General features: G+C 42.0%; 21 protein-coding genes and 1 CRISPR repeat array. Of the genes, 3 read left to right on the top strand and 18 right to left on the bottom strand.

Features of this window, described 5'->3' with window-relative positions; genetic code table 11:
* Window positions 1-96: 96 nt before the first annotated feature.
* The 9 genes from KHZ77_RS04450 to KHZ77_RS04415 all read right to left on the bottom strand — a co-directional run bounded on the left by KHZ77_RS04450 (window position 97) and on the right by KHZ77_RS04415 (window position 9239).
* Window positions 97-465 carry a hypothetical protein gene (locus KHZ77_RS04450; protein WP_295196119.1) on the bottom strand — a complete coding sequence of 123 codons (369 nt, stop codon included), beginning with the start codon at window positions 463-465 and terminating at the stop codon, window positions 97-99.
* Between the two features lie 39 nt (window positions 466-504).
* Entirely contained in the window at window positions 505-666 is a 162-nt protein-coding gene (locus tag KHZ77_RS09530; protein WP_366664918.1) for an AtpZ/AtpI family protein, read from the bottom strand.
* 542 nt (window positions 667-1208) lie between these two features.
* Complete coding sequence (gene wecB, locus KHZ77_RS04445; RefSeq protein WP_295196117.1) at window positions 1209-2354, bottom strand: UDP-N-acetylglucosamine 2-epimerase (non-hydrolyzing); 1146 nt, start codon at window positions 2352-2354, stop codon at window positions 1209-1211.
* 33 nt (window positions 2355-2387) lie between these two features.
* Window positions 2388-3446, bottom strand: a complete 1059-nt coding sequence (locus KHZ77_RS04440; RefSeq protein ID WP_295196115.1) for a glycosyltransferase family 4 protein — start codon at window positions 3444-3446, stop codon at window positions 2388-2390.
* 24 nt (window positions 3447-3470) lie between these two features.
* Entirely contained in the window at window positions 3471-4829 is a 1359-nt protein-coding gene (locus KHZ77_RS04435) for a PFL family protein (protein ID WP_295196114.1), read from the bottom strand.
* 8 nt (window positions 4830-4837) lie between these two features.
* A complete protein-coding gene (locus KHZ77_RS04430) occupies window positions 4838-5107 on the bottom strand; it encodes an ACT domain-containing protein (RefSeq protein WP_295196113.1) in 270 nt (89 codons plus the stop codon).
* 120 nt (window positions 5108-5227) lie between these two features.
* On the bottom strand, window positions 5228-6907 hold the full coding sequence (locus KHZ77_RS04425) for a phosphoglucomutase (protein ID WP_295196111.1): 1680 nt from the start codon (window positions 6905-6907) through the stop codon (window positions 5228-5230).
* A gap of 193 nt (window positions 6908-7100) precedes the next feature.
* Window positions 7101-8051, bottom strand: a complete 951-nt coding sequence (locus KHZ77_RS04420; protein ID WP_295196109.1) for a YitT family protein — start codon at window positions 8049-8051, stop codon at window positions 7101-7103.
* 264 nt (window positions 8052-8315) lie between these two features.
* Window positions 8316-9239 carry a YitT family protein gene (locus KHZ77_RS04415; RefSeq protein WP_295196108.1) on the bottom strand — a complete coding sequence of 308 codons (924 nt, stop codon included), beginning with the start codon at window positions 9237-9239 and terminating at the stop codon, window positions 8316-8318.
* Between the two features lie 258 nt (window positions 9240-9497).
* On the opposite strand from KHZ77_RS04415, the gene ispE reads away from it, so the two are divergent.
* Window positions 9498-10382: a 4-(cytidine 5'-diphospho)-2-C-methyl-D-erythritol kinase gene (gene ispE, locus KHZ77_RS04410; RefSeq protein WP_295196106.1), complete on the top strand. Its 885-nt coding sequence runs from the start codon at window positions 9498-9500 to the stop codon at window positions 10380-10382.
* Window positions 10382-11086, top strand: coding sequence for a GntR family transcriptional regulator (locus KHZ77_RS04405; protein WP_295196104.1), 705 nt, complete (start codon window positions 10382-10384; stop codon window positions 11084-11086). Before ispE ends, KHZ77_RS04405 begins: the two co-directional genes overlap by 1 nt.
* Window positions 11087-11296: 210 nt before the next feature.
* On the opposite strand, the gene KHZ77_RS04400 is transcribed toward KHZ77_RS04405, so the two are convergent.
* From KHZ77_RS04400 to dapF, 4 genes are all read right to left on the bottom strand, one after another.
* Window positions 11297-11806 carry a pyridoxamine 5'-phosphate oxidase family protein gene (locus KHZ77_RS04400; protein WP_295196102.1) on the bottom strand — a complete coding sequence of 170 codons (510 nt, stop codon included), beginning with the start codon at window positions 11804-11806 and terminating at the stop codon, window positions 11297-11299.
* A 262-nt stretch (window positions 11807-12068) separates the two neighbouring features.
* On the bottom strand, window positions 12069-12329 hold the full coding sequence (locus KHZ77_RS04395; protein ID WP_295196100.1) for an HPr family phosphocarrier protein: 261 nt from the start codon (window positions 12327-12329) through the stop codon (window positions 12069-12071).
* Window positions 12330-12530: 201 nt separating this feature from the next.
* Window positions 12531-14270 (bottom strand): phosphoenolpyruvate--protein phosphotransferase, encoded by a 1740-nt coding sequence (gene ptsP / locus KHZ77_RS04390; RefSeq protein WP_295196098.1) that lies wholly within the window; start codon window positions 14268-14270, stop codon window positions 12531-12533.
* Between the two features lie 80 nt (window positions 14271-14350).
* Complete coding sequence (dapF, locus tag KHZ77_RS04385) at window positions 14351-15175, bottom strand: diaminopimelate epimerase (protein ID WP_295196096.1); 825 nt, start codon at window positions 15173-15175, stop codon at window positions 14351-14353.
* 1181 nt (window positions 15176-16356) lie between these two features.
* On the opposite strand from dapF, the gene KHZ77_RS04380 reads away from it, so the two are divergent.
* Entirely contained in the window at window positions 16357-17976 is a 1620-nt protein-coding gene (locus KHZ77_RS04380) for an L-lactate permease (RefSeq protein ID WP_295196094.1), read from the top strand.
* Between the two features lie 208 nt (window positions 17977-18184).
* Here KHZ77_RS04380 and KHZ77_RS04375 read toward each other — a convergent pair whose 3' ends face one another.
* From KHZ77_RS04375 to cas9, 5 genes are all read right to left on the bottom strand, one after another.
* Window positions 18185-18898: a DNA alkylation repair protein gene (locus tag KHZ77_RS04375; RefSeq protein WP_295196092.1), complete on the bottom strand. Its 714-nt coding sequence runs from the start codon at window positions 18896-18898 to the stop codon at window positions 18185-18187.
* 118 nt (window positions 18899-19016) lie between these two features.
* Window positions 19017-19481, bottom strand: a complete 465-nt coding sequence (locus KHZ77_RS04370; protein WP_295196090.1) for a DUF523 domain-containing protein — start codon at window positions 19479-19481, stop codon at window positions 19017-19019.
* Between the two features lie 348 nt (window positions 19482-19829).
* Window positions 19830-20641: direct repeats of the CRISPR family, unit length 20 nt; unit sequence GTTTTAGACCACACTAGTAT.
* Between the two features lie 129 nt (window positions 20642-20770).
* Window positions 20771-20968: a CRISPR-associated endonuclease Cas2 gene (gene cas2, locus KHZ77_RS04365; RefSeq protein ID WP_295196088.1), complete on the bottom strand. Its 198-nt coding sequence runs from the start codon at window positions 20966-20968 to the stop codon at window positions 20771-20773.
* A 4-nt stretch (window positions 20969-20972) separates the two neighbouring features.
* Window positions 20973-21848, bottom strand: a complete 876-nt coding sequence (cas1, locus tag KHZ77_RS04360; protein WP_295196087.1) for a type II CRISPR-associated endonuclease Cas1 — start codon at window positions 21846-21848, stop codon at window positions 20973-20975.
* Between the two features lie 22 nt (window positions 21849-21870).
* Window positions 21871-25995: a type II CRISPR RNA-guided endonuclease Cas9 gene (gene cas9, locus KHZ77_RS04355; RefSeq protein WP_295196086.1), complete on the bottom strand. Its 4125-nt coding sequence runs from the start codon at window positions 25993-25995 to the stop codon at window positions 21871-21873.
* Window positions 25996-26420 lie beyond the last annotated feature (425 nt).

Genomic DNA, 26420 nt, shown 5'->3' with positions numbered 1-26420 from the left:
TTTATAACATGCCATATTATGAAGGTAGTGTCCATGATATGGCATGCTATGAAATAAGATATTCTCTATTGGTTGTGAATATCACCATATTAACCTCTATTGAAAAATATGCTTTTCTTCGTTCATGCAGCTGCGAATGTGCTCATAGAATGAGAACGGCTGCCAAATAAACAATCCTCCTATATAGGCAATATAATGAAACTCGATAAATAATACGTCCGCCAACAGTGTTAACAGGGCAATGATACCGAATCGGATAAACATACCCACTTTACTGGCGCTCACCGCGGCATTGGTACTACGTTGCGCCGCACGGAACACTAACACGCCTAACACCACCATATAAACGATGTTGGCAAAACATCCCCAAACCCAGCCAATAATGCACTCTTTTAACCCAACAATCTCTAACAATAATGTTACTACCAGAGTAGCCACCAACATATGGATGACCATTCGCTTCACAAACGCCAAAAATTGTTCGAAGATAATGACCTCCCTAAGTCACTTCACGACGCGGAGATATAAAGAATAAAGACCTCCTATCCCCCCTGCTATGCCGCCTAACACGGTAAATAGCGGTGATGTACCCAGGACGCGATCAAGGCCTACCCCAATGGCCAAGCACCCTAATATAGACACCAGCAGACTAAAACCTGCCGACATTGCTACATTCAGTGCCTTTAGCGTCGTCCGATCTATGGGTTTCATAAAGATCACCTGCTCTTTAACTAATTAAATCGGCAACAAAAGGTATAAGAAGCCACTTCTTTATAGAATAAATGCTACTTTAACAAAAGCATTGACTATAAATCTATCTAAATTATATCATCTTTTATACTCATTACGCCAATGCAGCTAAAGCATGCATACTTAGGTCTTGAATTATCTACATTAATTTAACCGATAGAAAATCGACACTTGTCAATCTACTACGGACATGGCTTACAAGGTGATTATACAAAATTTTTTTCCACTTTACAACACTTTTTGCGAGGTGGCGACAAACGCCAGTCATGCGCCAGATGCATAACATTTATGACTATTCCGTCCCTATGTGAACATAATTTGTCCATCCAAAATCACATGGCGGAGCCAGTCATGGCAGGCGGTTTATCTGCACCGATTCACTGCCGGGACTCATATCCCCCGCTTTAACATATTGGCTATGAAACTATTTTATTATTTATTTGATAGAATCAACCCGATTAATAGCCGAAGCGGCTTGGTTTCTTGCCGCTATGCAAGAACTCAAAGCGCAATGCTTCGATGATACGCTGTGCAGCCACACCGTCACCGTAAGGGTTTACGGAATTGGCCATGGTGTCGTACACTTCGCGATCCGCCAAGAGACGATACGCTGTTTCATATACAGTGTTTTCATCGGTGCCTACAAGTCGTACTGTACCGGCTGTTACCGCTTCAGGACGTTCTGTTGTATTGCGCAATACAAGTACCGGTTTACCCAATGCAGGCGCTTCTTCCTGAATCCCGCCGGAGTCAGTCATAAGCAAGTAGGAGCGTGCCATCAAGTTGGCAAACGGTTCGTAATCCAACGGATTAATCAAATGAACGCGGTCCACGTCGCCCAATTCTTCTTTTACAATCTGGCGAACTTGTGGATTGCGGTGTACAGGGAACACCACTTCAATATCGTCAAATGCTTCTACCAAGCGATGAATGGCGCGATACACATGGCGCATCGGTTCGCCGAGATTTTCACGGCGATGTGTGGTTACCAATACGACACGGCGGTTTTCATAGTCCAGCTCATTTAACAATGTTTCTTCAAATTCATACTCTTTCTGCACTGTAGTCTGCAATGCATCGATAACTGTATTACCGGTTACATACAAGTGCGCCGAGCTGATATTTTCCTTCATCAAGTTCTTTTCCGCACTGGATGTTGGTGCGAAATGATACGTCGCCAAAGAACCTGTAAGCTTGCGATTCATTTCTTCAGGGAACGGCGAGTAAATATTACCTGTACGCAGGCCTGCTTCCACATGCCCTACAGGAACTTCCTGGTAAAATGCCGCTAATGCGCCGGCAAATGTAGTAGTCGTGTCACCATGAACCAACACTACATCCGGTTTTGCATCGGCAATTACGTCGCGGAGCCCCATAAGTGCCTTTGAAGTTACATCGTATAATGTCTGGCCCTGACACATAATATTCAAATCATAGTGAGGTGTAATGTGAAATAAATTCAACACCTGATCCAACATTTCACGATGTTGCGCTGTAACTGTTACAATCGCTTCCATATCGGGAGCCGCTTCCAGAGCCTTCACTACAGGCGCCATTTTAATGGCTTCCGGTCTCGTCCCGAAAATCGTCATTACCTTTAACATAAAATCCTCCCAAGCCTACTTTATTAGCACGGACTACGCATCATGTTGATTTGACGGCGCTGTCTTTTCCTTGTTGATGTCTTCATCTTTGGCAATCATGCCCAATTTAGTCGCTATAAATACGCATACGCATAAAATAGCTGCCACCAAGGCCACGCCGACCAACCAATTTACTTTTGCCAGCAATATGGCTACATAGCCCAATGCGGCTGTTACGGCATACATCAAGAGTACCGCCTGTTTCTGAGATAAACCCAACGCAAGCAGACGATGATGCACATGCCCTTTATCCGGCTTGAACACAGGGCGTCCATTAATCTTTCGTCGAATAATGGCAAATGTAGTATCCAGAATCGGCAATCCCAACACTACAATAGGCACAACCAGAGAGATAGTGGCCGCTGTTTTTACGGCCCCCATTACGGAAATGGTGGCCATTGTATACCCCAGGAGCATACTGCCCGTGTCACCCATGAAAATCTTTGCCGGATTAAAATTATATTTTAAAAACCCGCCGGCTGCACCGGCCAAGGCAAGTGCTATACAGGCTAAATCGACTTGCCCCATCTGCAACAACAGCGTAAAAATTGCCAAGCAGGAAATCAGGGAAATCCCTGCTGCCAGACCGTCAAGTCCGTCAATTAAGTTTACAATATTGGTAAATCCTACAATCCAGAAGATTGTAAGCGGTACGCCTAAATAGCCCAGGTACCATAAGTGGCCCCATGGATTTGTAATAAACTCTACCTGATTTCCAAAAAGTACTACAATAACTGCCGCTATAATCTGGCCGGTGAGTTTAGTTTTCGGGCCGATCTGTTTCACATCGTCCCAAATCCCCACGCCTACTAGCACAATGGATCCAAGTACTAATCCTAAGATCGACTTTACATCTTGTACAGTATAAAGGACAGACGCCATATAACCGATAAAAATGGCCAAGCCGCCCAAACGAGGCATCATGCCGTGATGCACCTTACGCGCATCCGGTTTATCGACCGCCCCGATTTGTATCGCCAACCGTTTAATCAGCGGTGTAATCGCAAAGGTAATAGCAAACGCTATCACAAATGCCCACACGTACACCGTCATTCTCGCACCTCCTCGTGCTGGTTCTTAGTTTGTCAGACTGCGGATTGGAGCCGGAATTCGGCCTCCACGTTTAATAAATTCTTCCGCGCTGAACGGACTTACTTCAATAATCGGACAATATCCCAGTAAACCGCCGAATTCTACCATTTCCCCTACGGTTTTACCCGGTACAGGAATAAGGCGAACCGCCGTCGTTTTGTTATTAATCATGCCGATAGCCGCTTCATCGGCAATGATTGCTGAAATGGTTGCCGCCGAAGTATCGCCGGGCACTGCAATCATATCAAGACCTACGGAACATACGCAAGTCATGGCTTCTAACTTATCAAGGCTTAAGCTGCCAACCGATACGGCATCAATCATGCCGCGGTCTTCGCTGACAGGAATAAACGCGCCACTCAGGCCGCCTACGTGAGACGAAGCCATAAGGCCGCCTTTCTTAACCGCATCATTGAGTAATGCCAATGCGGCCGTCGTGCCATGTGCACCACAGGACGTAATGCCCATTTCTTCCAATACGTGCGCCACAGAGTCGCCCACGGCCGGAGTCGGTGCCAAGGATAAATCAATAATACCGAATTTTTTATTCAGACGGCGCGATGCTTCCTGCGCCACTAACTGACCTACACGGGTAATCTTGAACGCGGTCCGTTTAATGGTTTCCGCCACTTCATCGAAGGACTTACCGCGCACCGCTTCCAATGCATGTTTCACTACGCCCGGTCCGCTGACACCTACGCTAATCGTAGTATCGCCTTCCGTAACGCCGTGGAACGCACCGGCCATGAACGGATTATCTTCTACAGGATTACAGAAAATAACCAGCTTTGCACAACCTAAGGCATCCTGATCAGCTGTAAGATCCGCCGTCGCTTTAACGATTTCGCCCATCTGTGCTACTGCATCCATATTGATGCCCGCTTTGGTAGAGCCGATGCCTACGGAGCTGCACACAATATCTGTAGTCGCTAACGCTTCAGGAATAGACGCAATGAGGCGTCGGTCCCCTTCCGTATAGCCTTTACTTACTAACGCGGAAAAACCGCCGATAAAGTTTACGCCAATCGTTTTGGCCGCCCGGTCCAAGGCTTTCGCCACCGGTACATAGTCAGTCAAATCGCTGCCTGCCGCCACGAGAGAAATTGGAGTTACAGCGACGCGTTTATTAATAATCGGTACGCCGAATTCCTTTTCAATCGCTTCGCCGGTAGACACCAAATGTTCCGCTTCCTTCGTAATGTGATCATAAATGCGGTCACATAATGTGTTGCCGTCGGTTGCGGTACAACCCAACAAGCTGATGCCCATCGTAATGGTACGCACGTCCAGCTTATTGTCGTGGATCATACGATTCGTTTCTAAAATATTATCAATACTTAACATATGATCACCTACCCTATGCGGTGCATGCTCACGAAAATATCTGCATGCTGTGCCTGAATCTGAACGCCTAGGGATTCTCCTTCCTTAGCCAATTCCTGTTGTACAGTAGCTAACGAATTCTGATCATCCGTTTCACACATCATAATCATATTAAACATGCCATCTAAAATCGTCTGATTAATAGACACAATATTCACTTCATTTTTAGCCAACACAGCGGCTACTCGTGCGATAATGCCCACACGGTCTACCCCGACTACCGTCACTACAATTTTCATATTCTTCACCTTTTTCTCTCTTACCTATCCCGAATTTAAGAAGGTTATTAAATAATAAAATATTATAGCATTTTTAGCCTACGACTGTCTATTTACCTATGGCTTTATTTACCTATGGCTTTATTTACCTATGGCTTCATTTACAATTTGCTGTCCCTGTTCAATCAGTTCATCCAAGGCATCTTCGCCGTTAAACGTTTCTGCATAGATTTTGTACAGGTCTTCCGTACCGGACGGACGGGCTACTAAGAAGCCGGACTTCGTGCCGATACGTACGCCGCCGATGGCAAGGTCATTATAAAGGGATGTCGTACGTACAGATTCCACTTCTTCACCGCCCAGCACTTTCGCTTTCACGTCCGCCGCAGACAAGCGGCTGAGACGTTCCTTGCTTTCCTTGGAACACGGTGCATCGACGCGTTTAAACTGAGGCGCACCATACTGTTCGGTCAGCAAATTATAATGATCCACCGGGCTCTTTCCTGTGGACGCCATAATTTCCATGGCCAAGAGAGCCATAACCATACCGTCTTTGTCCGTAGTCCATACGGTGCCGTTCTTCATAAGGAAGGACGCGCCGGCACTTTCTTCGCCGCCAATGCCGATACGGCCATCAAATAATAATTCCGAGAAATACTTAAATCCAACCGGTACTTCGTATACCGGCAAATCATGGTCTGCACAATATCTATCCACCAAGGCCGTTACAACCGCTGTCTTGCCGAAGCCTTTGTCGGACCATCCGCGTGTTTCAAACAAATACGCACCTGCTACGGTCAGGAAATGATTCGGTGGAATCAACCCTTCCGCTGTTACAATGCCGTAACGGTCGTAGTCAGGATCATTGCCCACAGCCAAATCATAGGCGCCAATCTGACGAATTACATCAGCCATGGCATAAGGAGACGAGCAGTCCATACGGATAACTCCGTCATGGTCATAGGTCATAAAGCTGAATGTAGGATCAAACTCGCTATTAATAATAGTAAAACCTAAATCATACCGTTCATTGATGGCCTTCCAGTAGTTGGCACCACTGCCGCCCAAGGCGTTTACCAATACTTTCAGCTTAGCCTGCTGAATCGCTTCAATATTAATTACCTGGGACAATTCATTTACATATTGGCCCTTGAAATCATAGGCCCATTGTAAATGTTTATCTATAGTATTAAAATCCTGCCGTTTAATGCCTGCACCGCCGTTAGCGATGTATTCATTAGCCTTATTTTCAATCCACTTCGTAATATTCGTGTCCGCCGGGCCGCCATTTACTGCATTGTACTTAATGCCTCCCTGATCCGGCGGATTGTGAGACGGTGTAATTACAATGCCGTCCGCATAGCCTTTGCCCACACGTTTTTTCAAGTCATCGCTTACATCAGGATTACTCAACTCCCGGTCGATAATTTGATTGTAGCGAATGATAGCACGGGATACGCTCGGTGTAGGGACAAAATCTTCCCCTTCGTCAATCGCTGCCACTACCTGGTTGGCCGCCAATACTTCCAACACTGTTTTGCGGGCCGGAATAGACAACGCGTGTGTATCATGACCAACAAAGCATACGCCGGTGGCGCCAAACTCACGACGGCCGTCACAAATAGCCTGTGCAATGGCCGCCACATGTAAATCATTAAAACTGCGAGCCAAAGATTTGCCGCGGTGACCTGATGTACCGAACGAAATTCGTTCCCCTTTATTTTCATAGGAAGGCACCAAGTTATAATAGGCTTCCTCTAAAATTCCAACTTGTACGCAATCCTCCGGACGCACCTTCAATCCTGCCAACTCACTAATCATCTACTTACCTCCTTCAGATTATAAGCGTTGCCTCAAACCTCTTCTAGTACTGAGATTATGAGCCTCGCCTCAAACTCTCTCTCCACCTAACATTATAACTACTCGCGGCTTAAAATTATAAGCTGCGCACTAACTAACAGTTTAAGCTACACACTGTTTTCGTGACGCTAACTGTTATCTCAAGTTTCACTTTTTAAGCTTCACTTTGCTCCCGGGAAGCTGCGCGCTCCCGTTCTGCTTTATCGTGGGCTTCACAAATAGCCTTCCTTACAGATTCGTCATTTCTGAACGTAAATCCTTGTCCGATAACTTCCGCCACATCGGTAATCATCATAAAGGCACCCGGATCTTCCGCCTGAACGGCTTCTTTCAACTTGGCCACCTGCATAAGGCCTACTACAACGAGAATTACCTGCTTGTGTTCGTGCGTATACGCCCCTTCCCCTTCGAGAATGGTGGCGCCGCGACCGATTTTATGGAGTATCACATCACACACGCCCACCGGTTTACGCGACACAATGAAGATTGCTTTTCGCTGGGAAAACCCGATAATAACTTTATTCGTTAAATGAGCCGATATATACGTACTGATTAGCGTAATCGCCGCCGATTCAATACTGATAATAATACCGGCCACCACTAGAATCATAACATTAATAACTAATACAACACTACCGATTTGCAAGCCGTAATATTTTCGAATGATTAAGGCAATCGGGTCGAGGCCGCCCGTGTTGCCGCCTGCCCGGTACACTACACCGAGGCCGAAGCCGCAAAAAATACCGCCCAAAATGGAGCCTACAATGGGGTCATGAGTCAATTCATAAGTACTTAAAAAGTGAAATCCGTCAATCATATAGGATGACACAACAGTACCGAAAATTGTCATAAATAAATGCCCGCGCCCCAACCAGCGATAGGCTGCGAATAACACCGGCACGTTTAAAATCAGGTTCATTGTCCCCACGGGAATATTAGTTATATAGTATAAAATTAACGCAACCCCACTGATGCCGCCACTAACTAACTTATGCGGCACGATAAACGCATCAATCCCTACCGAGAAAAATAACGTTCCCAAACTCACTTTCAAGAGCGACAATATCGTGCTCTTCCACTGCTCTGCGGTCCAGTCCAATTTCATAGGGCCTCCTCGAAAAGAGAATACACTCTTTTCACACCTTACTATTTTCTAACAAAATCACATCCCCTACGTGAAAACTCCCTCCGGCTTTAGTCGCATTTCTAAGCTGAAGCCGTATTTCTCAATAGTAATTTATTATATATCTATTTATTTGTTATTTGCTTGTTTGTATCTACTTGTTTGTATCTACTTGTTTGTATCTACTTGTTTGCATCTGCTTGTTTGTATCTGCTTATTAGTATGTACTTTTTTATTTGCTTGTTTTTATTTATCTGCTTCATCACCGGTTTCAACAGATTTACAATCCGCCTCACTCAGCGCCCGTTCCACGCCGGCCGGTTTTACAATCGGCATTGTGAAGCCTTGGCCGATAACTTCCGCCGCATCGGTAATAATCATAAATGCGCCCGGATCAACTCTCTGCACATAGTCCTTTAACTTCGCTACCTGCATGAGCCCTACAACGACCATAACTACCTGGCGATGCTGGTGCGTGTACGCCCCTTCCCCATCTAACAATGTGGCGCCGCGCCCCATATTATTAATAATCAGCTCGCAAATTTGGTGCGGATTGGACGAAATAATAAACGCCGCCTTCCGCTGGTTGAAACCTACAACCACTTTATTCGTAACCATGCCCATAACATAGATACTTACTAACGTAATGGCCGCCGCTTCTACGCTTACTACAATAGCTGCGGCGATAAGAATAATTACATTAATACCGAAAATGATACTGCCCATCTGCAGGCCGTAGTATTTTCGAATAATCAGCGCAATCGGATCAAGACCACCCGTATTGCCGCCGGAGCGATACACAACGCCCAATCCAAGACCGCACAGAATACCGCCAATCAGCGACCCCACCAAAGGTTCACTGGTCAGGGCGTAATCTTCCATAAAGGTCAACATGTTAATACATATAGATATAACGATGGTCCCGAAGATAGTGATGCCCACATGCCATCGTCCGAGCCATCGATAGGCCGCATAGAGTATCGGAATATTTAAAATCAGGTTCAATGTACCGACCTGAATACCCGTCATGTAGTAAAGCATTAGGGCTACCCCGCTTAAACTGCCGCTCACCAACTTGTGAGGAACAATAAAAGCATCAATCCCTATTGCGAAAATAATAGATCCAATCGTCGTCATTATCAGCGCATTCGCTGTTTGCCGCCACTTCATCAGTCAAGTCCTCCAGAAATTGAAATTTATCCCCTAATAGCTTATAATTTTAATAGCGTATATTCTTTCGTATACATTATACATAACTTTATAAACAGTTCTTATATAATGATTACTTGACTCTCTCATATACGTTCATATTAACCTAACCACTATATAATTTCAACCGGAAAAACAAGATTCAGTCCAACTATAGTTTCAACTGAAAAACAATTTTCGGTCCAACTGAAAATAAATAAACATAAAAGGAGTTACTACATGGAACAATTGAGTTTCAGCAAGATTAATATTGGCCTCGCCATTTTAGGTAAACGAGACGACGGTTACCATAATATCGACACCGTATTTCAATCCATCTATCTTGGAGATTCTTTATATTATGCCAAGCATCATTCCGTCGTATTCTCCGGTATGGCACCGGATTTGCCGCCTTACATGCAGAACATGATGGCCTACGATGAAACAAACCTCGCTATGAAGGCCCTTCGCGCCATTCAAGCCTATACAGGTTGTAAAGAAGGGGCCGCCATTCATCTTATGAAACGAGTTCCTCCCGCAGCCGGTCTCGGTGGTGGCAGCGCCGATGCGGCCGCCATGCTTCTTGGACTGAATAAATTCTGGGACCTGCGCCTCACTGAAGCGGAACTGATGGACATGGCCAACAAACTCGGCTCCGATGTGCCGTTCCTCATGCGTGGCGGTACAGCCCGTGGCACCGGCCGTGGCGAAGTATTGGAATACTTACCTACCGGCGAGCCTCATTGGCTGTTAGTTGTAAAACCGGAACTATCCGTTTCCACAGCTGACGCATATGCGCGCTTCAACGGACAATCACACGTCACATCCGCTACGATTGACCATGTAGTCGAAGCTGTCAAAGAAGGGCAGATTCGTGAAGCAATGGAACGAAGCGGCAACACCTTTGAAGAGCTTTTATTCCCGATTCATCCGGAGTTAGCAGAAATAAAACAATTTTTTATCGACCGAGGCTATACGACCATCATGACAGGCAGCGGTCCGACTATGATCGTATATTTACCGACAGCCCGCGAAGCCTTGTCCTTGCAAGATGAAATCAAAGCAAGCGGACACACTTGGCTGTCCTTAATCACTAAAACTCATGGCAAGGAGGCTTTACAATAATGTCTAAAGATATGGGCCGTTTACAACCAATTTCCCTTACCTCTTACAAACCACTTCGCGAAGTAGTTTGTGAATCTTTGCGCCAAGCGATTCGCGACGGCGTATTTAAACCGGGCGAACGCCTTATGGAGATTCCGCTCGCCGAAGAACTCGGCGTAAGTCGTACGCCAGTGCGTGAAGCCATCCGCAAACTGGAACTGGAAGGCTTTGTCGTTATGCTTCCTCATCGCGGTACCTATGTGGCAGATATTTCCCTGAAAGACATTGCACAAGTCTTTGAAATCCGCACCGCCTTGGAAGAATTGGCCGCAGCCTTGGCCGCTGAACGCATCACTCCTGATGAAGTTGAGTACTTGGAACGTCTCCTCGTAGAAATCGGCACTTACATGGAAGAAAAAAATATGGATAAGATCGTCGAAGCCGACATTAACTTCCACGAAGTACTCTACAAAGCATCTCGCAACGAGCGCCTGGTGGAAATTATCCATAACTTGCGCGAACAAACCTATCGTTTCCGCACCATGTCTATGAATCAGCCGGGCCGTCTCGTTAAAACCTGGGAAGAACATCGCCTGCTCGTAGAAGCCATTGCTGAACGCAATAGCGCGGAAGCCCGTGAAATTGCACGCATGCACATGGAACATTCCGAACAAACCCTTCTCAAGGGACTTCACATTGGCGACAAAGCGGCGGAACAGCAATAACGTGGTGAAACACTAAATCAAATAACAAAAACTCCTTTCAGCATATGCTGAAAGGAGTTTTCTTTTTGCTTATTTCAAGTTTTCGTTCAAGCTTAAAATACGTTCACGCTGAAATTATTTTAGGCTTTTATTTTAAGCCTTTACTCTAAGCTTATTTATGTTTTCCCTTACAAGTAATGTCCCCGTTATAGTGCAACTATATCACTCTAATTAAACGGAGAAGTATGGCGGACGGTATTGGTGGCCTTCTTTCATTTTCACCTTGCAGCTCAATTCCCGTGCCACCAGTTTAAATACGGACGTAGCTTTCAACATAGCCTCAGGATAATCCCAATCATGCTGCCCCGTATAGTGATGCATAATCATATTGAGCGCCTTTTCTTTTTCTTCTACATCTTCCACAAGAGATGCATCGGATGTACCGATAACGCTGTAGAATGTGGAGGAATGGTCACAAGCTGTATCAGCAGTTATCAATTCCTGCCCGCCATCCATTTCAAAAGCTGCATAACCGGTGCTCTTAATTAAATCCACTTTACGACCTGCCGCCGCACCATGGCAATAGAATACATGCTTGCCATTTTCCATTGTGTGGGCAAAATGCAACGGTACGATGTAAATATCATCCCCATCACGGAGCCCCAATCGAATTGCTTTACAAGAATTAATCAATTCGACAATTTGGCTTTCATCTGTTACTTCTCGATCATGACGACGCATAATATAACCCCCTTAATAAAAAACCTCTAATCTATCCTTTTAAGATCCCTTACGAATCCCTTAAAAGACATATTAACCCTTTTACGATTTTTAAAAGTCATATTAATAAATCAATCTCTTCTTATTATAAGTATACCGCAAATACACTTACAAAAGAAGGTTTGAAAAAAGCGCTTCATACATATCTTCAAAGACCTAACGATATGTACGAAGCGCTTTCGCTCACTACCCGGTGGCAGTCATGTTATTTAATTAGTCTAAATTAATCGTTGTGTGTAGTCAAAAATTCAGCTAAAGCGGCAACGGCTTCGGCTTCATCGGCACCTTCAGCAGAAATCAATACTTCTGCACCTTTTGTAGCGCCTAAAGTAAGCACGGTTAAAATAGATTTTGCATCAGCTTTCTTTTCACCGATGGAAACGGTAATTTTAGAAGCAAATTTTGCAGCTAATTGAGTAAATAATGTAGCAGGACGTGCATGTAAACCTGATTCATTAGTAATGGTTACTTTTTGTTCTGTCATGAGTCTTTCATCCTTCCAAAGTTGTATTAAAAGAATATATTTGTATATTCCTAATATACTGTTTATTTTAGTATAGAGACTCACATTTTGCAATAACAGTTTTACGCATATGGTCTCTAAACTTAAATAATATAATTTCTAAATTCAATTATTTCTTTACCGGTCCGCCTCAAAGCAGGGCCCAGCATATCTTCGTACGGCTTATAACGAAATGCCTTTTTCCGTTAATACGGACTTGGCGTATTCGGAAATCTCATGAGCAGTGCTCATGCTGAGCGCTTTAGCTGCCACTTCTTCACATTCAGTCACTGTAACAGAACGTACAATTTCTTTAATAACAGGAATGGCGGACGCACTCATACTGAATTCATCGAGACCTAAGCCGATAAGAATCATAGTTGCCAATGGATCGCCGGCCATTTCACCGCACATACCGGTAATATGATCCACTTTATGACCTGCATCAATCGTATTTTTAATGAGGCGCAATACAGATGGATGAAGCGGTTGATATAAATTGCCGATTTTTTCATTCATGCGGTCTACTGCCAAGGTGTACTGGCACAAGTCGTTGGTACCAATACTGAAAAAGTCTACATGAGGCGCAAACAAGTCGGCCGATACGGCAACGGATGGAATTTCCACCATGATGCCCACTTCAATATCTTCGTTAAATGCAATGCCTTCCGCACGCAATTCCGCTTTCGCTTCTTCAAGAACCACATTGGCCGCCTTGATTTCATCGATGGACGCAATCATAGGATACATAATCTGTACGCCGCCGAACGCACTGGCTCTTAAAATCGCGCGCAACTGCGTTTTGAAAATATCAGTGCGGTCCAAGCTGATGCGAATAGCGCGGTAACCTAAGAACGGATTCAATTCTTTTGGAAGCTGTAAGCATTTTAATTCTTTGTCGCCCCCAATATCCATGGTTCGGATAATAACCGGTTCACCATGCAAACGCTCCGCCACTTGTTTATAAACAGCAAACTGCTCATCTTCCGTAGGTAGGGCATCATTTTTCATATATAAGAATTCTGTACGGAACAAGCCGATACCTTCAGCCCCCAAGTGAACAGCATGACTTGCGTCCTGCGCCTTGCCCACATTGCCGAAGAGTAAAATTTTCTTGCCGTCTTTTGTTACAGAAGGAAGCTCTGCCGATTGTTTTAATTCTTGCAAATGCGCACGATATGCGTCAGCTTCTTTGGAGTATTTGGCAAAATCTTCATCAGACGGATCGAGGAGCACTTCGCCTTCGGTTCCTTTTACGACCGCTTTTGTGCCGGTAACGATATCGTCGATAGAGCCCACACCCATAACAGCCGGAATTTCAAGAGTACGAGCCATAATCGCCGCATGGCTGGTAGGGCCGCCGCTGGAAGTAACAAGACCTTTTACGATATTTTTATCCAAGGAAGCCGTATCAGATGGTGTCAAATCGTCAGCCACTAAAATAACCTGGCCTTCCAAATGCGCCAAGCCGCGTGGGCTCATGCCCAACAAGTTGCGAAGCAAACGGTCCCCAATATCTTTAATATCAGCGCCGCGTTCACGCATGTATGGATCATCCATGGCGAGGAACATATCAGCAAAGGTATTAACCGTCTGTTCAGCCGCAGCCGCCGCAGACACACAACTGCCCGTTACGAGACCCTTAATGCCGTCACTCAACGACGGATCCTGTACGATCAATGTATGTGCTTCGAAAATTGCCGCTTCCGCATCACCCATTGTTTCGCGAGCTCGTTCCTTAATCGCCTGCAATTGTGCCACCGTTGTTTCAATCGCTTGATCCAATGCCGCCAATTCGGACTGCACTTCAGACTCTTCAATCGTCGTCTTATTAATTACAATCGATTCCTGCTTATACACGTACACGGTGCCTGTACCAACGCCGCGTGCTCCTGAAATACCTGTTAGTGTTACCTGTGCCATAATGACCTCCACCATATATTATTGAATTCACTTATTAGCAAGTTTATCAGCAAGTTACTTTCATCACTTACCTTCAAAGCTTACATCTCTGTTTCAAACACTTCCGCTGCGGGACCGGTCATAAATACTGTACCGTCCTCTTCGTAGCGAATGTGCAATGTCCCTAAATATACATCCACATCCACTTCGCGGTCAGTAAGACCATTTTCAAATGCCATAATTACACTGCCGCAGCAACCTGTGCCACAAGCTAATGTTGCGCCGGCACCGCGTTCCCATGTGCGCACCTTAATGTGTTTGCGGTCCACCACTTCCACAAAATTCACATTCGTGCCACGAGGGAATAATTCGTGTTTTTCCAACTTCGGACCTAAGGTTGTGAGCGGCACCTGCGTTACGTCGTCAACGAACACTTCTGTATGTGGTACCCCCATCAACACGGAGCTGATTTCATAGGTGTCTCCATCAACAGTAACCGGTACATTCTGTACCATAGGCGCATCGTAGTCCATTGGGATCTGACGAGCTTCGAATTCAGGCTTGCCCATATTTACAGTTACCAAATCGACCTTGCCGTCTACCACAGTCAGCTGAGGCTCCATGATGCCTGCCAACGTTTCAATGGTAAACTGCTCTTTCGTGATAATCCCGCGTTCATAAACATATTTAGCAAAGCAGCGGATGCCGTTGCCGCACATTTCCGCTTCACTGCCGTCCGCATTAATAATGCGCATGCGCGTATCCGCAATCGTGGACGGTACCACTACCATGATGCCGTCACCACCGATACCCGTATGGCGATCACATAAGGCAATCGCTGTGTCTGTATAGTCCTTATTAGCGCCGTTTTCATCAACAAACACGACAAAATCATTGCCAAGACCATGCATTTTTGTAAGTTTCATAAAGGATCTCCTTTTTACTCTCTCCCGGAATATAATCATGTTATGAAAAATTTCATGTTCGCTCTCATAAACCTCGAAGGCCTGAAATGACAGCATTCCCGCCACTTCAAAGGTCCTTCTTCCCCTGCAATCTATTCATAGCAAACATTCGTATTTTTAATGTTAAATGTATTATAACATAGACAGTTACATTTAACAGTATCCTGCGCCCCTATATAAACACTAAATTTTCAGCTTTTGAATCATGTGATTTTAGTCTCAAAGCTATATATAAATTGAATAAAGCATTTATTTTACATAAGTTAAAACTTTTCTTTTTTATAAGGAATTTAAACTCTTAATTTTTCAAACAGTTTACTCCTTATTTATATATAACTAAAATGTACTGCTCTCGTATTTTAAAATTATAAATCTTGCCTTCTTATATTATTAAAATACATTATGTAATGTTTATATTTTGACTTATGGGCTTATATTACTACGACTTTCATTCAATGAACAATACAATTTATGCATAGAGATACGTAAACTTGTTTTCGCTGCCCCAATTAGGCAAACATTCTATAAATTCTATATAATTTATAAATAAATATATTGCAATCAATGAAATTGAAGCCACTTTTTTCAGCTTTTTTAGCATTTTTTGCCCTGCAAATACTTTACATTACCTATATTTTTTGGTAATTCTTATACATAACCTTTACAGTATTCTATTGTTTTTACTATTTTCTTGCCAAAAGTTTACTCATTATCATTTACTTTCAGTATTTACTTTTGTTTTGAAAATACAGTGTTTACGCTATTTTTACGAATGCCTGCCATCTTGATTATTCGTTTAAGTTATAAACACCCCATAATAATTCAAAATTATCGATATAAAACACTGGACTTTTAATATATTTATGCTACTATTAAATAAGAGATATCAGTAATTGTAATCATCGCCGGTAGAGTTACGTATTTGGTCTATTTTTCAAATCCTGAAATGATATTTTATAATTATTTTCAGAATATTTATACGCAAGCTGGCCGGTTATGAGAAAATGGCAAGACGAAAGGAGGTTACTGAATATATAGTTTTATAACTAACCTATATATGTTTTAACCGACATACAGTCATGTCGATTGATAGTATTGGTAATGTTACCATGTAGGTTTTATAGGGAAAGGATGATACCTCAATGACTACTCTCTTTGCATTGATACCGCTCTTATGGCTCATTGTAGCACTGGCCATTCTCAAAGTGCCAGCTTGGAAAGCCTGCGGTCTAGCAGCGATTGTTACATACATAATCGCCATTACCCACTTTGACAAATCTCCAAGCATTATGTTTACAGGTGCTTTGGAAGGCGTAGCACTCGCCATCTGGCCGATTCTCTTAGTTATTACGGCCGCAATTTTTACGTACAACCTGGTGGTACACACCAAAGCTATGGATACGATTAAAATGATGCTATCATCTGTTACTTCCGATATGCGTATCCTTGGTCTTTTATTAGCTTGGGGCTTCGGTGCCTTCATGGAAGGTATGGCCGGCTTCGGTACAGCCGTTGCGATCCCTGCAGCTATGATGGTGGCAGTAGGCTTCAACCCGCTAAAATCCATTTTAGCCTGTTTAGTAGCTAACTCCGTACCAACTACATTCGGTTCCATCGCGATTCCGACTACAACCTTGGCCACACTTACCGGCCTTGATCCTGTTCATTTAGGTACATTTATTTCTGCACAATTATTTATTCTTAATGTGGTTGCTCCATTCTTCGTTGTTGGTATTATCGGCGGCGGTTTCAAAGCATTAAAAGGCGTTTTCACAATCACCTTGCTGGCAGGCCTTGCCTTAGCAATTCCTGAGTTGATCATCAACATGTCAGCCGGTCCTGAATTATCCGTAATGGTGCCTTCCATCATTATCATGGGTGTGATCATCCTCGGTGCAAAATACTTACCAACTAATGATCCTGAATATAAAGTTGAAACAACAACTGAAAAGATTACTACATCACAAGCTCTAACAGCAGCTATTCCATTCTTATTAATCGTTGTATTCTTGATCTTAACTTCCAAATTGGTTCCTGCCATTAACGGTCCATTGGCATCTATTAAAACATCCGTGCCTATTTATACTGGTGAAGGTGCAAAACCATATACCTTCGTATGGATTGCGACACCTGGTATCATGATCTTCTTGGCAGCCTTCATTGGCGGCTCCATTCAAAAAGCCGGTTTTGGTGAAATGCTCGGCGTTTTGAAAAAGACAATGGTAAATCTGAAATTTACGTATATTACGATCATCTCCGTTGTTGTTACTGCTAAGTTGATGACTTACGCAGGCTTAACTTCCGACATCGCCAGATCCTTAGTATCTGTTACCGGTGAATTCTATCCGGCTTTCGCTCCATTAGTTGGTGCGTTAGGCGCATTCATTACCGGTTCCGGTACAAATGCGAACGTATTGTTCGGACCATTGCAGTTAGCTGCAGCACACGACTTGAACCCTGCATTTACAGAATTACCACTTTGGTTAGCCGGCATTAACTCCGGTGCGGCCGGTATCGGGAAAATGTTCTCCCCTCAAAGTATCGCTATCGCCATCGGCGCCGTTGCTCCTGCTCTTGATGCATTCATCGAAAGCAACAAAGTGGGCGATTCCGAAGCTAACGAATTACGCGAAAGCATTAAAGCTAACGTAATCATGGTTTCCGTTCTTAAATACTTCATCATCTTCATCATTGCTGACGGATTAATCTCCTACTTCGGCATCAACTTCATCCATGTAGTTCTTGGATTACTCGGCAAATAACCGATTTCCTCAAGCAAGGACATCCTCGAAAATAAGTTGTTGAGCGATGAAATGACTGACACTTAAATCTTGATTGAATGATGAATTCTCAAAGGATTTAAGTGTTAAAGTTCAAATGATTAAAACCTTAAATAGTATGTAAAACAAAACCTGCTACCTTGGTTCCCCCCGGTAGCAGGTTTTTGTTTGTCTTTATTCACTTTATAACTTATTTCTTTTCCCTGATTTTATTATCTTTCAAGCGAAGCGACTTCAAAAACACCTTCTGCTCATCCGTAAGTCGGCGGCTTTCCACGCCCTTCTGAATACTCTTATTATGCGTCCATACATCCAGCTTCTTCTCCGTCAAAAACGGCACCACATCTTCGTAATTAAATGCCAAAGCCGTCGCAAAGTACCAGGCAATCATCATATTTACATAATATTCATCACTGCGAAGCGCCGCGATAGCCTCAGCCTGATCTACTTTAAACGTAGGACCCAAGAAAAACGACATGAACATACTAATGCCAAAGCGAATTGTGTATGGCTGATCCGACTGAATCCATGCATACGCCAGCGGTTCCAATTCAGCCAGATGATCATTAAAAATCTTAGGCACCAAGGTATCGCATGTGCCCCAATTATCTACGTAAGGCAAAAAGCGATTTACCTCTGCCACAACCGCTTCAAAATCCTTCATATCCGACAAAAGCACTGCATGTAGTTGATTCTCCTCAAAATACGTATGTGGCAGGTCTTTTAAAAATTGAGCCATAACCTGTGGCTCTTTTTTTATTAACTGCTTCGCCAAGCGGCGCAACACGGGCGTGCGCACACCAATAAACGTCTCTTTATTTACATTAGGCGTTACCTTGCTCTGATACTCAATATACGCAGGATCACGATTTTCAAAAAGCCAATCTCGTACATTCATATCCATCGGAACCTCCTTTTATTGGCAAGAAATATAACATTGTTAACCCTATATTAGGTGCATATAGAGGCATATACACCTATATGCCTCTACCTCTACATTATCTAAATTTGTCTAAATTTGTCTATATAAGTCTTTCCAAATCTGATATAGATTGTATCTCATCAACATCGATACAAACAATACCTGCTTCTGCCAACACTGCTGCAAATACACCCTTTCCGGGAATCAAAGTCTTAGAAAACGTACCGTCATAAATCTCTTTCGAGCCACAAGACGGACTGCGCGATTGTAAAATGGCGAAGTGAACCTTCTCAGCCTTAGCAATCTGTAACGCTCGCTCAGCACCGATGCGAAACTCTGCATCCACAGACACGCCATCTCTAGTCATGACCTTGCCGTTAACAATCTCAGCCGGCACACGAGGAACGGGAAGACCACCCATTACCTCCGGACAGACAGGCACAACCTGGACCTCACCCTTATGAGAACGCAAAAACTCCGCCAATATTTCGTTGAAATTATTACCGCCGTTGTACTTGCAGTTTTCGCCCAGTAGGCAGGCGCTACATAAAATACGGATGCACATACTATCACCTTGATAGAATCATTTAAACCATAAAATTTTACAATACACTCAAACTCATCAATATGCAGCTTTTTTAGAGAGAAAATTCAGACCACACTAGTAAATACTACTATCAAACCATTTACACATTTCTCCCCCGTGATGAAGTTTAGAGTATATTAGTATTACACTACTCCCAAACAGATAAGAGTGAAAATCTTGATTTTGGGTTTACACCACACTAGTATTACACTACTCTCAAATCGCCCCTATAGAGGTTTTAGGATGATTTAGAATGTTTTATTTTTAGACTACACTAATATTACGCTACTCTCAAACACCCTCTAACGGCTACCTTTACGTTTGGTAAACTTAGGCCACATTAGTATTGCACTACTCTCAAATAAGCAAAGGTGGCGTTGTTTAAAGAGTGAGACTTAAGGCCACACTAGTATTACACTACGCTCAAACTACGCTGACTACGGTTTTTATTAAGTTCACACTTTAGACCACACTAGTATTACACTACTCTCAAACAGCGGATACGACAAAAGTTTTACCGCTTACGTTTTAGACCACACTAGTATCACACTATTCTCAAACCGCCGTATAGCACTAGTCATTGTACTATCAGTTTTAGACCACACTAGTATTGCACTACTCTCAAACACCCTAACATTGCTCATTCCCAGCATGGAGGTTTTAGACCACACTAGTATTGCACTACTCTCAAACATCACTTGCGCATCCTGAACTGTCCATGCAGTTTTAGACCGCACTAGTATTGCACTACTCTCAAACGCTCGCAATGTGCTGCATGGCAGCACTCTCGCTTTAGACCGCACTAATATTACACTACTCTCAAACTAGTGAAGGAGGTCTTTTATTCCTATATATGTTTTAGACTACACTAGTATTGCACTACTCTCAAACAGGGGCACAGGTTGGTATGGCTGCATTTAAGTTTTAGACCACACTAGTATTGCACTACTCTCAAACATCAATGGGGCAGACCTATGGGAAGAACTCGTTTTAGACCACACTAGTATTGCACTACTCTCAAACGGGGGTAAGGGCTGCTATTTTATGAGGCGTGTTTTAGACCACACTAGTATCACACTACTCTCAAACTACGCTGTTACTTTGACGCAACTTTGTATAGTTTTAGACCACACTAGTATCACACTACTCTCAAACTTAACTTCATAGTATCAACAACCGATCTGTAGTATTTACAACTTCAGTTTTTACTTCCCCAACCAAAGTCTCCATCTTCGAAAATTGTTTTTCCGTAATTGTCAGCATTTGAACTAATCCATCCGGTGGCTTTTGCCACCGTACATAGCCATAATCTTATTTGCTTCCGTTTGATTAAGTACCAGTTTCGCATAAATCGATTCTTGCATCATATAAAAACCTGTTGCCAGCAAAAATTTTCTAAACGCTCGGTACGCTTTTCTATCCGCAGCCGTCTCTACCGGTAAATCAAACATAATTAGTACTCGCATAAATCTATAACTCATACTCCACTAACCTTATTAATCCCACATCATTTTCTTTCAAGGCATCAAAAATGCTTTGACAGTATATTTTTATAGCCCCACTCAAGTATTGCTTTGTCCCGTCAATCATTACTTCCGCATTTAAAAGATTAATCAAGTCATACCGCTGATTTTTAGTAAAATTTGCATGATTAATGCCAATTACATATTTATCAACAATACCTCTCAGAGGCTCAATTACGTCGCTACTCAAATTAAACGGATTAAATTGATTGCAATGACTTATCCCCAACTGTGTCAAATAGCCCATAGATACAATTTCCCTATTAATCGCCGAAAGCAAGATTGAATAGCCATAATCTAGCGCAGCATTAATATTATTATCATCATCTCTATAAAATAATTTGCCAAATAGAGAATTAAAATAAACTTTAGCCGCATGTCCTTCACGTTGTGAGTCATCATTAAAAGCCACTTCGGCTGCATAGGAATCCAATAGTTTATACTCCGGTTTATTCAAGGACTTTAAAAGTCTCGCCTGATTATGGATTTTTTCTTGCACGAGCACAGTCCAAACAGCTTGTTTTATTTCTTCCTTCCAAGCAATTTGTTCTCGACATCGCTTACTCGTATTATGACTGCCATACAACGCGACCAACTCACTGGCCGGATTATATTTTTCATCGCAGAAAATTATTTTCACCTTTGCCTTGATTAATTGATTAAGCAAAGCGGCGGTTAAGCTAACCGCCGTCGATGCTATTACTAACACTTGGATTTCATCAATATATATGCGTTCACTCCCCACATCTTTGCGAACAAACATATAATTCATTTTGAAATCAAGCTTCGCCCTACTATCTACCACTACCACACGCCACCCCATGTGATCAGCTCCTTATTTGCCCTTACTTTTTTGAAATAATTACATGTTCCTGTTGATACAAACCTGTAATTGACTTATTAATAATAACAAATTCGCTTAAGTTGGTCAGTTTCATACCTAACTTACATCTAGATGCCGTCAATCCTACAGAACTAATATCAAAAGTAGTTTTCTGATTAGTCAACAAATTCAACATTTCCAAAAGTAAATTACATTGACCTGTAATATCTAACTTCTTAAAATTATCAATCACCTGTTCTGTTCTAAATTCCGCTCCTCGATTCAACTTCATTTTCATGAATCTAGGGTTCTGCATTTTTTGCACCAGTTTCCCGTATATCTCTTCATTAAATACCACATTCACATAATCTGGATTTGGCAAATACTTATTGTTCTCATTATGACGAGATAAATATGTTTCTATTTGTTTAATTTTACGTATAATGTCTTTTTCTAATAGCACATCAACTGCTGAATCTAAACAAATTTGATTGCCTGTCTTCCCACCTACATAGTATAAGAATCCATTAATTCTAACCAATGATCCAATGCATAGTTTTTTATAGAGTAATTGAGCTGAATTGTACTTATTTTTATCTAGAATAGATAACATATAATCCGTATAATCATCATCTTCTTTAAATTGACTGACCTTGAGTAATGGAATTGCCACAATTTGTATATCAAAATCTTTTCCATTTTTCTTAATCAACTTAAAGATACTATAATAAGCATTTGTTATTTTAGTAAATCCACCATATTGTGTCACATCACTTAATACGGGATTCTTCGTTTTCAGCGGTGCATATCCTTCGTCTTTAGCAACATTTGCTTTATACACAGTTGCATCATAAAGCCCACCTTTTTGCTCAATCACTTTCTTAGTAACCTGCACGTCATTATTGGCCATCATTTTTTCTACGACAGGAATACTCACATCAGGATTCCAAATTTCACGGCCACTAACTTTCAACGGATAATCAAACATTTTGACTAGGTTATATGGGCGTTTTCTATTATTATCCTGCTGTTTTTTATTTTTAGCATCTTGCTTATTGAACGCCTCTTGTTCTTGCGCCTTCATAAGTTTTCGCGCTTGCTTAATATAATTCCGCGGATTATTAGTGAACTTTTCATGGTATACATTACCAACAACTACGTTCAAATACGCATCTTTTGCATGATGGTGAGAGTTCAGACTGCGTAATTTAACAAAATCCATCTTCTGTCGGAAAGCAGATACGTTCTCTGCTTTTACATAGCAAATTGTACTATCCGGATATAGTCGTTTCAATAAAGTAGTTACTGCTTTAACCGACTGATTTGTCTCTACCAACTGCCGATTCACAAAATCTGCCAATTCATCATCCGTCAACTCGGTCGTACGAATAAGTCGCTCATATTTTCTTTGACTGATCAGTTTCGAGTCCACTAAAAACTTCCAAAAACTAGCTCTCTTTTCCTGTATATCCGAATTCACCGGGTATTTATCTGTTTTTTTACTGTTTTCTGTTCTTAAGGCTAATACTAAATTATCCCAACTATCATCTTTCGTTACACTACGTGGGTAAATATGGTCAATATCATATTTATCCGTGAATAACTCATCAAAAATAATTTTATTTTCTGAATACATACAACGTCCCATTTGGGTGTAATAGAGGTATAATTTTTTAGATTGGAATTCACCAACGCCACGAGCTCTAATTTCAGCTTTCCAATCCTTCTCATTGTTCTTTATATCTTTATATAGCTGTAGCAATCGATCTTTACGAGCGGTCGTACGTTTTTTATCAGCCTGATTCGTCCGTGCCACTTCGACGAAGATTTTATTAGGTACGCCGCCACGCAGTTCGGCAATTTCATCCAATACACGCAAGGTTTGCCATACGGACCGCTTAACCGCTGGCGATACGTATAGTTCATCTACTAATTCATAATCCAATCCTTCCACCGGTTTCGTCCGTGCTTCATTGAAAGCCTCAACTTGTACTAAGTATGTATTATGGGAACTCAGCACTTCCATTAATGTTAATGGATTTTGTTCCATGCACTCTAAAATGCTACATTTCGGACCATCACCGGCAACGCCTATGATTTTCTTCAAGAAGGTTTCAGATAACCGGCCCCATTCGCGGTATTTTAAATTGACTAACTTATCTCGCTGTTCTTTCGTCAAAGCATCGCCAAATTCACGTTCTAAGGTACTCTTTAAAATTTTCTTTTCTTCACCAAATAGTGTGATGTATCGAATAATCGATTCTGCCATTTGATGATCAAAGTCTTCGCCTAAAATTCGAACCATATCTCGATAGGAGTAAAGATTACTCTTGATGTCAATATCAATACCGGTCAAAACGCCTTTACCATCAGTTGTTCCGGTGCGTTTTAAAAAATCTTTAATACGGCCTTCCGTCATCTTTCTATTGGATTGTTCAAAGCATTCTCTAATAAATCGTTGTTTAATATCATAAGGGAATGGTTTACCATTATAGCGCAAATTATTCACTTCGTTTAATAATACAAAGCGAGAATAAGCTAACGAATAGCGAGGCAACACATCTTCACCGATTAAATACGTGCATTTATTAGTCAGATTTTCAATAAATGCAGCAGCGGTGGCACTAATATCGACTTTTTCTTCAAAATTCCAAGGATATACCTTACCCGCTTCTTTACGAACTACCCAGGCAAAGCCTTCCTTTTTACCTTTATGAGCCGGGTTTAAAGGGCCTACATAATAAGGCACACGGAATGTCAACAATTTTACTATTTTCTCTGCCACTGTAAATCCACTGTCATCTTTTTCACTTAAAAATGCATATTTCTTACCTGCATTTTCTAACATTTTTTCCAATTCTTCTTGGTGCATTTGGTAAGGAATAACTCCATTATCTCGTACACGAAGTAAAGGCAAGAATGCATCCAATTCCATCAAGCGAAGAATTTCTGCCCGTTTGTCTTGATCCTGGCCATCAGCCGGAAGGCCTTCAATGGCGCCCTTTAAAAATTTATAAAATTCATCGCGTTCGCAACTTTTGCCGGCCTTACTCTTCCCAATGTAAGCCACATAATTATTGAGCTTATCTTTATCTTCTTTTAAAACATGAGCACAAACTTCTTTATAAGGTTTCAAAGCAGACTTTAATAACGTTAAATGTTCTTTGTGAGTTTCAAACGCATCAACTTTCGCTTCTGATAAAAATTTCCCATCCGGCTTAATACTCGTTAGAATCAATGCATCATATAAGGTTTTGCACCCATCCAAGGCAAAAATACTTTCACCTAAGACCGGTTCATAGTTTTCCCGTTCTTCCCAATATTCTTTACCTTTGAAAGTGATGCTTTTTACACTTTCATCCAGTTCTTTATATTCAGGCTCATTAAATAAATCAGCTAATGTAACCTTTAGACCTAATACCAGTGATGCAAAAGCTTTCGCCTGCTTTTTATAATCCTTATTCTCTATAGCACTTACAGCTGCTTTAGCCAAGTCGCTCCGCGTATGACCTTGGGAGATTAATATAGAAACAAAATCAACATTCTCAAAAGCGGCCCTAAGTGCACTAAACTCTGAACAAGACAGTGCTTTTGTTAATATGTCTTCCACACCACCCGACGTTTTTAAGGCTTCCCCTTCATATAAGAAGTTACCACGATATTTAATAATATGGTGTACCGCCAAAAATAAGAGTCGAATATCGTTAGGTTCTGATTCCATCAACTCTTTACGCAGATGGAATATAGTTGGATAATCCTTATAATAGTCTTTGTCCGTATAACTGCGACCATTAAACAAGAAATATTTGCCCGCTGTACTCTTATGTTCTTTCTTGTATTGACTTTCATGTAGTCGTTGATAAAATGATGGATCTACTTTAGCAATTTCTGCAGCAAATAACTCTTCCAAAATAGCCAAACGGTCATGGCGACGATCTAAACGGCGGCGCCACGAACGGTTTGTCCGTCTTACTTCCGCTGTTTTTCCTTCTGCAAATAAGCGACTTCCCCACATTCTTTTCCCTTTTGAGCGCAGTACTTCATAGTCCTTATTCGTCACGGCCCAACCTACAGAATTTGTTCCAATATCAAGGCCAACAAAATAATTCAATACCTCTTTCTTGGCATTGCTACTCTTTGCACCCATGAAACTCCTCCTTACCAATCTAATCAACTTGTAATTCCCATAAATCTTAACACTCATTTTAAATTTATAATTATCAAGATCCCCTACCTCGATAATCGTGTTGTTATAATTGACAAAATAGAGTGCAGTAATTAATATATAGGTATAGCTAGTGCTTAGACCACACTAGTATTACACTACAAGTTCAAATAAAGATTTATCGAAATTGCCTTCGGGCGGCTCGGTGTGAGCCATTTTATCTGAACTTTACTCGACTCTTTGGAGTCGAGTTTTTTTGCAATTTTTAGCAATATCAACTCTCATCATGAAAAATGTCATTATACTTTACATTATAGTCTGTTTACTGGTAGAATACAAATTCATCTTTAATATCTAACAAAGAATCTATTTATTAGGACTGTAGGATTTTTTTATTCTCTAAAAAA

This window comes from Veillonella sp., from assembly GCF_018364065.1.
GTDB lineage: Bacteria > Bacillota > Negativicutes > Veillonellales > Veillonellaceae > Veillonella_A.
This window is presented reverse-complemented; position numbering and strand designations above follow the sequence as displayed.

Coding starts and splice junctions, on each gene's coding strand:
- KHZ77_RS09530 (WP_366664918.1), bottom strand. CDS start 666: ATGTCGGCAGGTTTTAGTCTGCTGGTGTCTATATTAGGGTGCTTGGCC.
- wecB (WP_295196117.1), bottom strand. CDS start 2,354: ATGTTAAAGGTAATGACGATTTTCGGGACGAGACCGGAAGCCATTAAA.
- KHZ77_RS04440 (WP_295196115.1), bottom strand. CDS start 3,446: ATGACGGTGTACGTGTGGGCATTTGTGATAGCGTTTGCTATTACCTTT.
- KHZ77_RS04435 (WP_295196114.1), bottom strand. CDS start 4,829: ATGTTAAGTATTGATAATATTTTAGAAACGAATCGTATGATCCACGAC.
- KHZ77_RS04430 (WP_295196113.1), bottom strand. CDS start 5,107: ATGAAAATTGTAGTGACGGTAGTCGGGGTAGACCGTGTGGGCATTATC.
- KHZ77_RS04425 (WP_295196111.1), bottom strand. CDS start 6,907: ATGATTAGTGAGTTGGCAGGATTGAAGGTGCGTCCGGAGGATTGCGTA.
- KHZ77_RS04420 (WP_295196109.1), bottom strand. CDS start 8,051: ATGAAATTGGACTGGACCGCAGAGCAGTGGAAGAGCACGATATTGTCG.
- KHZ77_RS04415 (WP_295196108.1), bottom strand. CDS start 9,239: ATGAAGTGGCGGCAAACAGCGAATGCGCTGATAATGACGACGATTGGA.
- ispE (WP_295196106.1), top strand. CDS start 9,498: ATGGAACAATTGAGTTTCAGCAAGATTAATATTGGCCTCGCCATTTTA.
- KHZ77_RS04405 (WP_295196104.1), top strand. CDS start 10,382: ATGTCTAAAGATATGGGCCGTTTACAACCAATTTCCCTTACCTCTTAC.
- KHZ77_RS04400 (WP_295196102.1), bottom strand. CDS start 11,806: ATGCGTCGTCATGATCGAGAAGTAACAGATGAAAGCCAAATTGTCGAA.
- KHZ77_RS04395 (WP_295196100.1), bottom strand. CDS start 12,329: ATGACAGAACAAAAAGTAACCATTACTAATGAATCAGGTTTACATGCA.
- ptsP (WP_295196098.1), bottom strand. CDS start 14,270: ATGGCACAGGTAACACTAACAGGTATTTCAGGAGCACGCGGCGTTGGT.
- dapF (WP_295196096.1), bottom strand. CDS start 15,175: ATGAAACTTACAAAAATGCATGGTCTTGGCAATGATTTTGTCGTGTTT.
- KHZ77_RS04380 (WP_295196094.1), top strand. CDS start 16,357: ATGACTACTCTCTTTGCATTGATACCGCTCTTATGGCTCATTGTAGCA.
- KHZ77_RS04375 (WP_295196092.1), bottom strand. CDS start 18,898: ATGGATATGAATGTACGAGATTGGCTTTTTGAAAATCGTGATCCTGCG.
- KHZ77_RS04370 (WP_295196090.1), bottom strand. CDS start 19,481: ATGTGCATCCGTATTTTATGTAGCGCCTGCCTACTGGGCGAAAACTGC.
- cas2 (WP_295196088.1), bottom strand. CDS start 20,968: ATGCGAGTACTAATTATGTTTGATTTACCGGTAGAGACGGCTGCGGAT.
- cas1 (WP_295196087.1), bottom strand. CDS start 21,848: ATGGGGTGGCGTGTGGTAGTGGTAGATAGTAGGGCGAAGCTTGATTTC.
- cas9 (WP_295196086.1), bottom strand. CDS start 25,995: ATGGGTGCAAAGAGTAGCAATGCCAAGAAAGAGGTATTGAATTATTTT.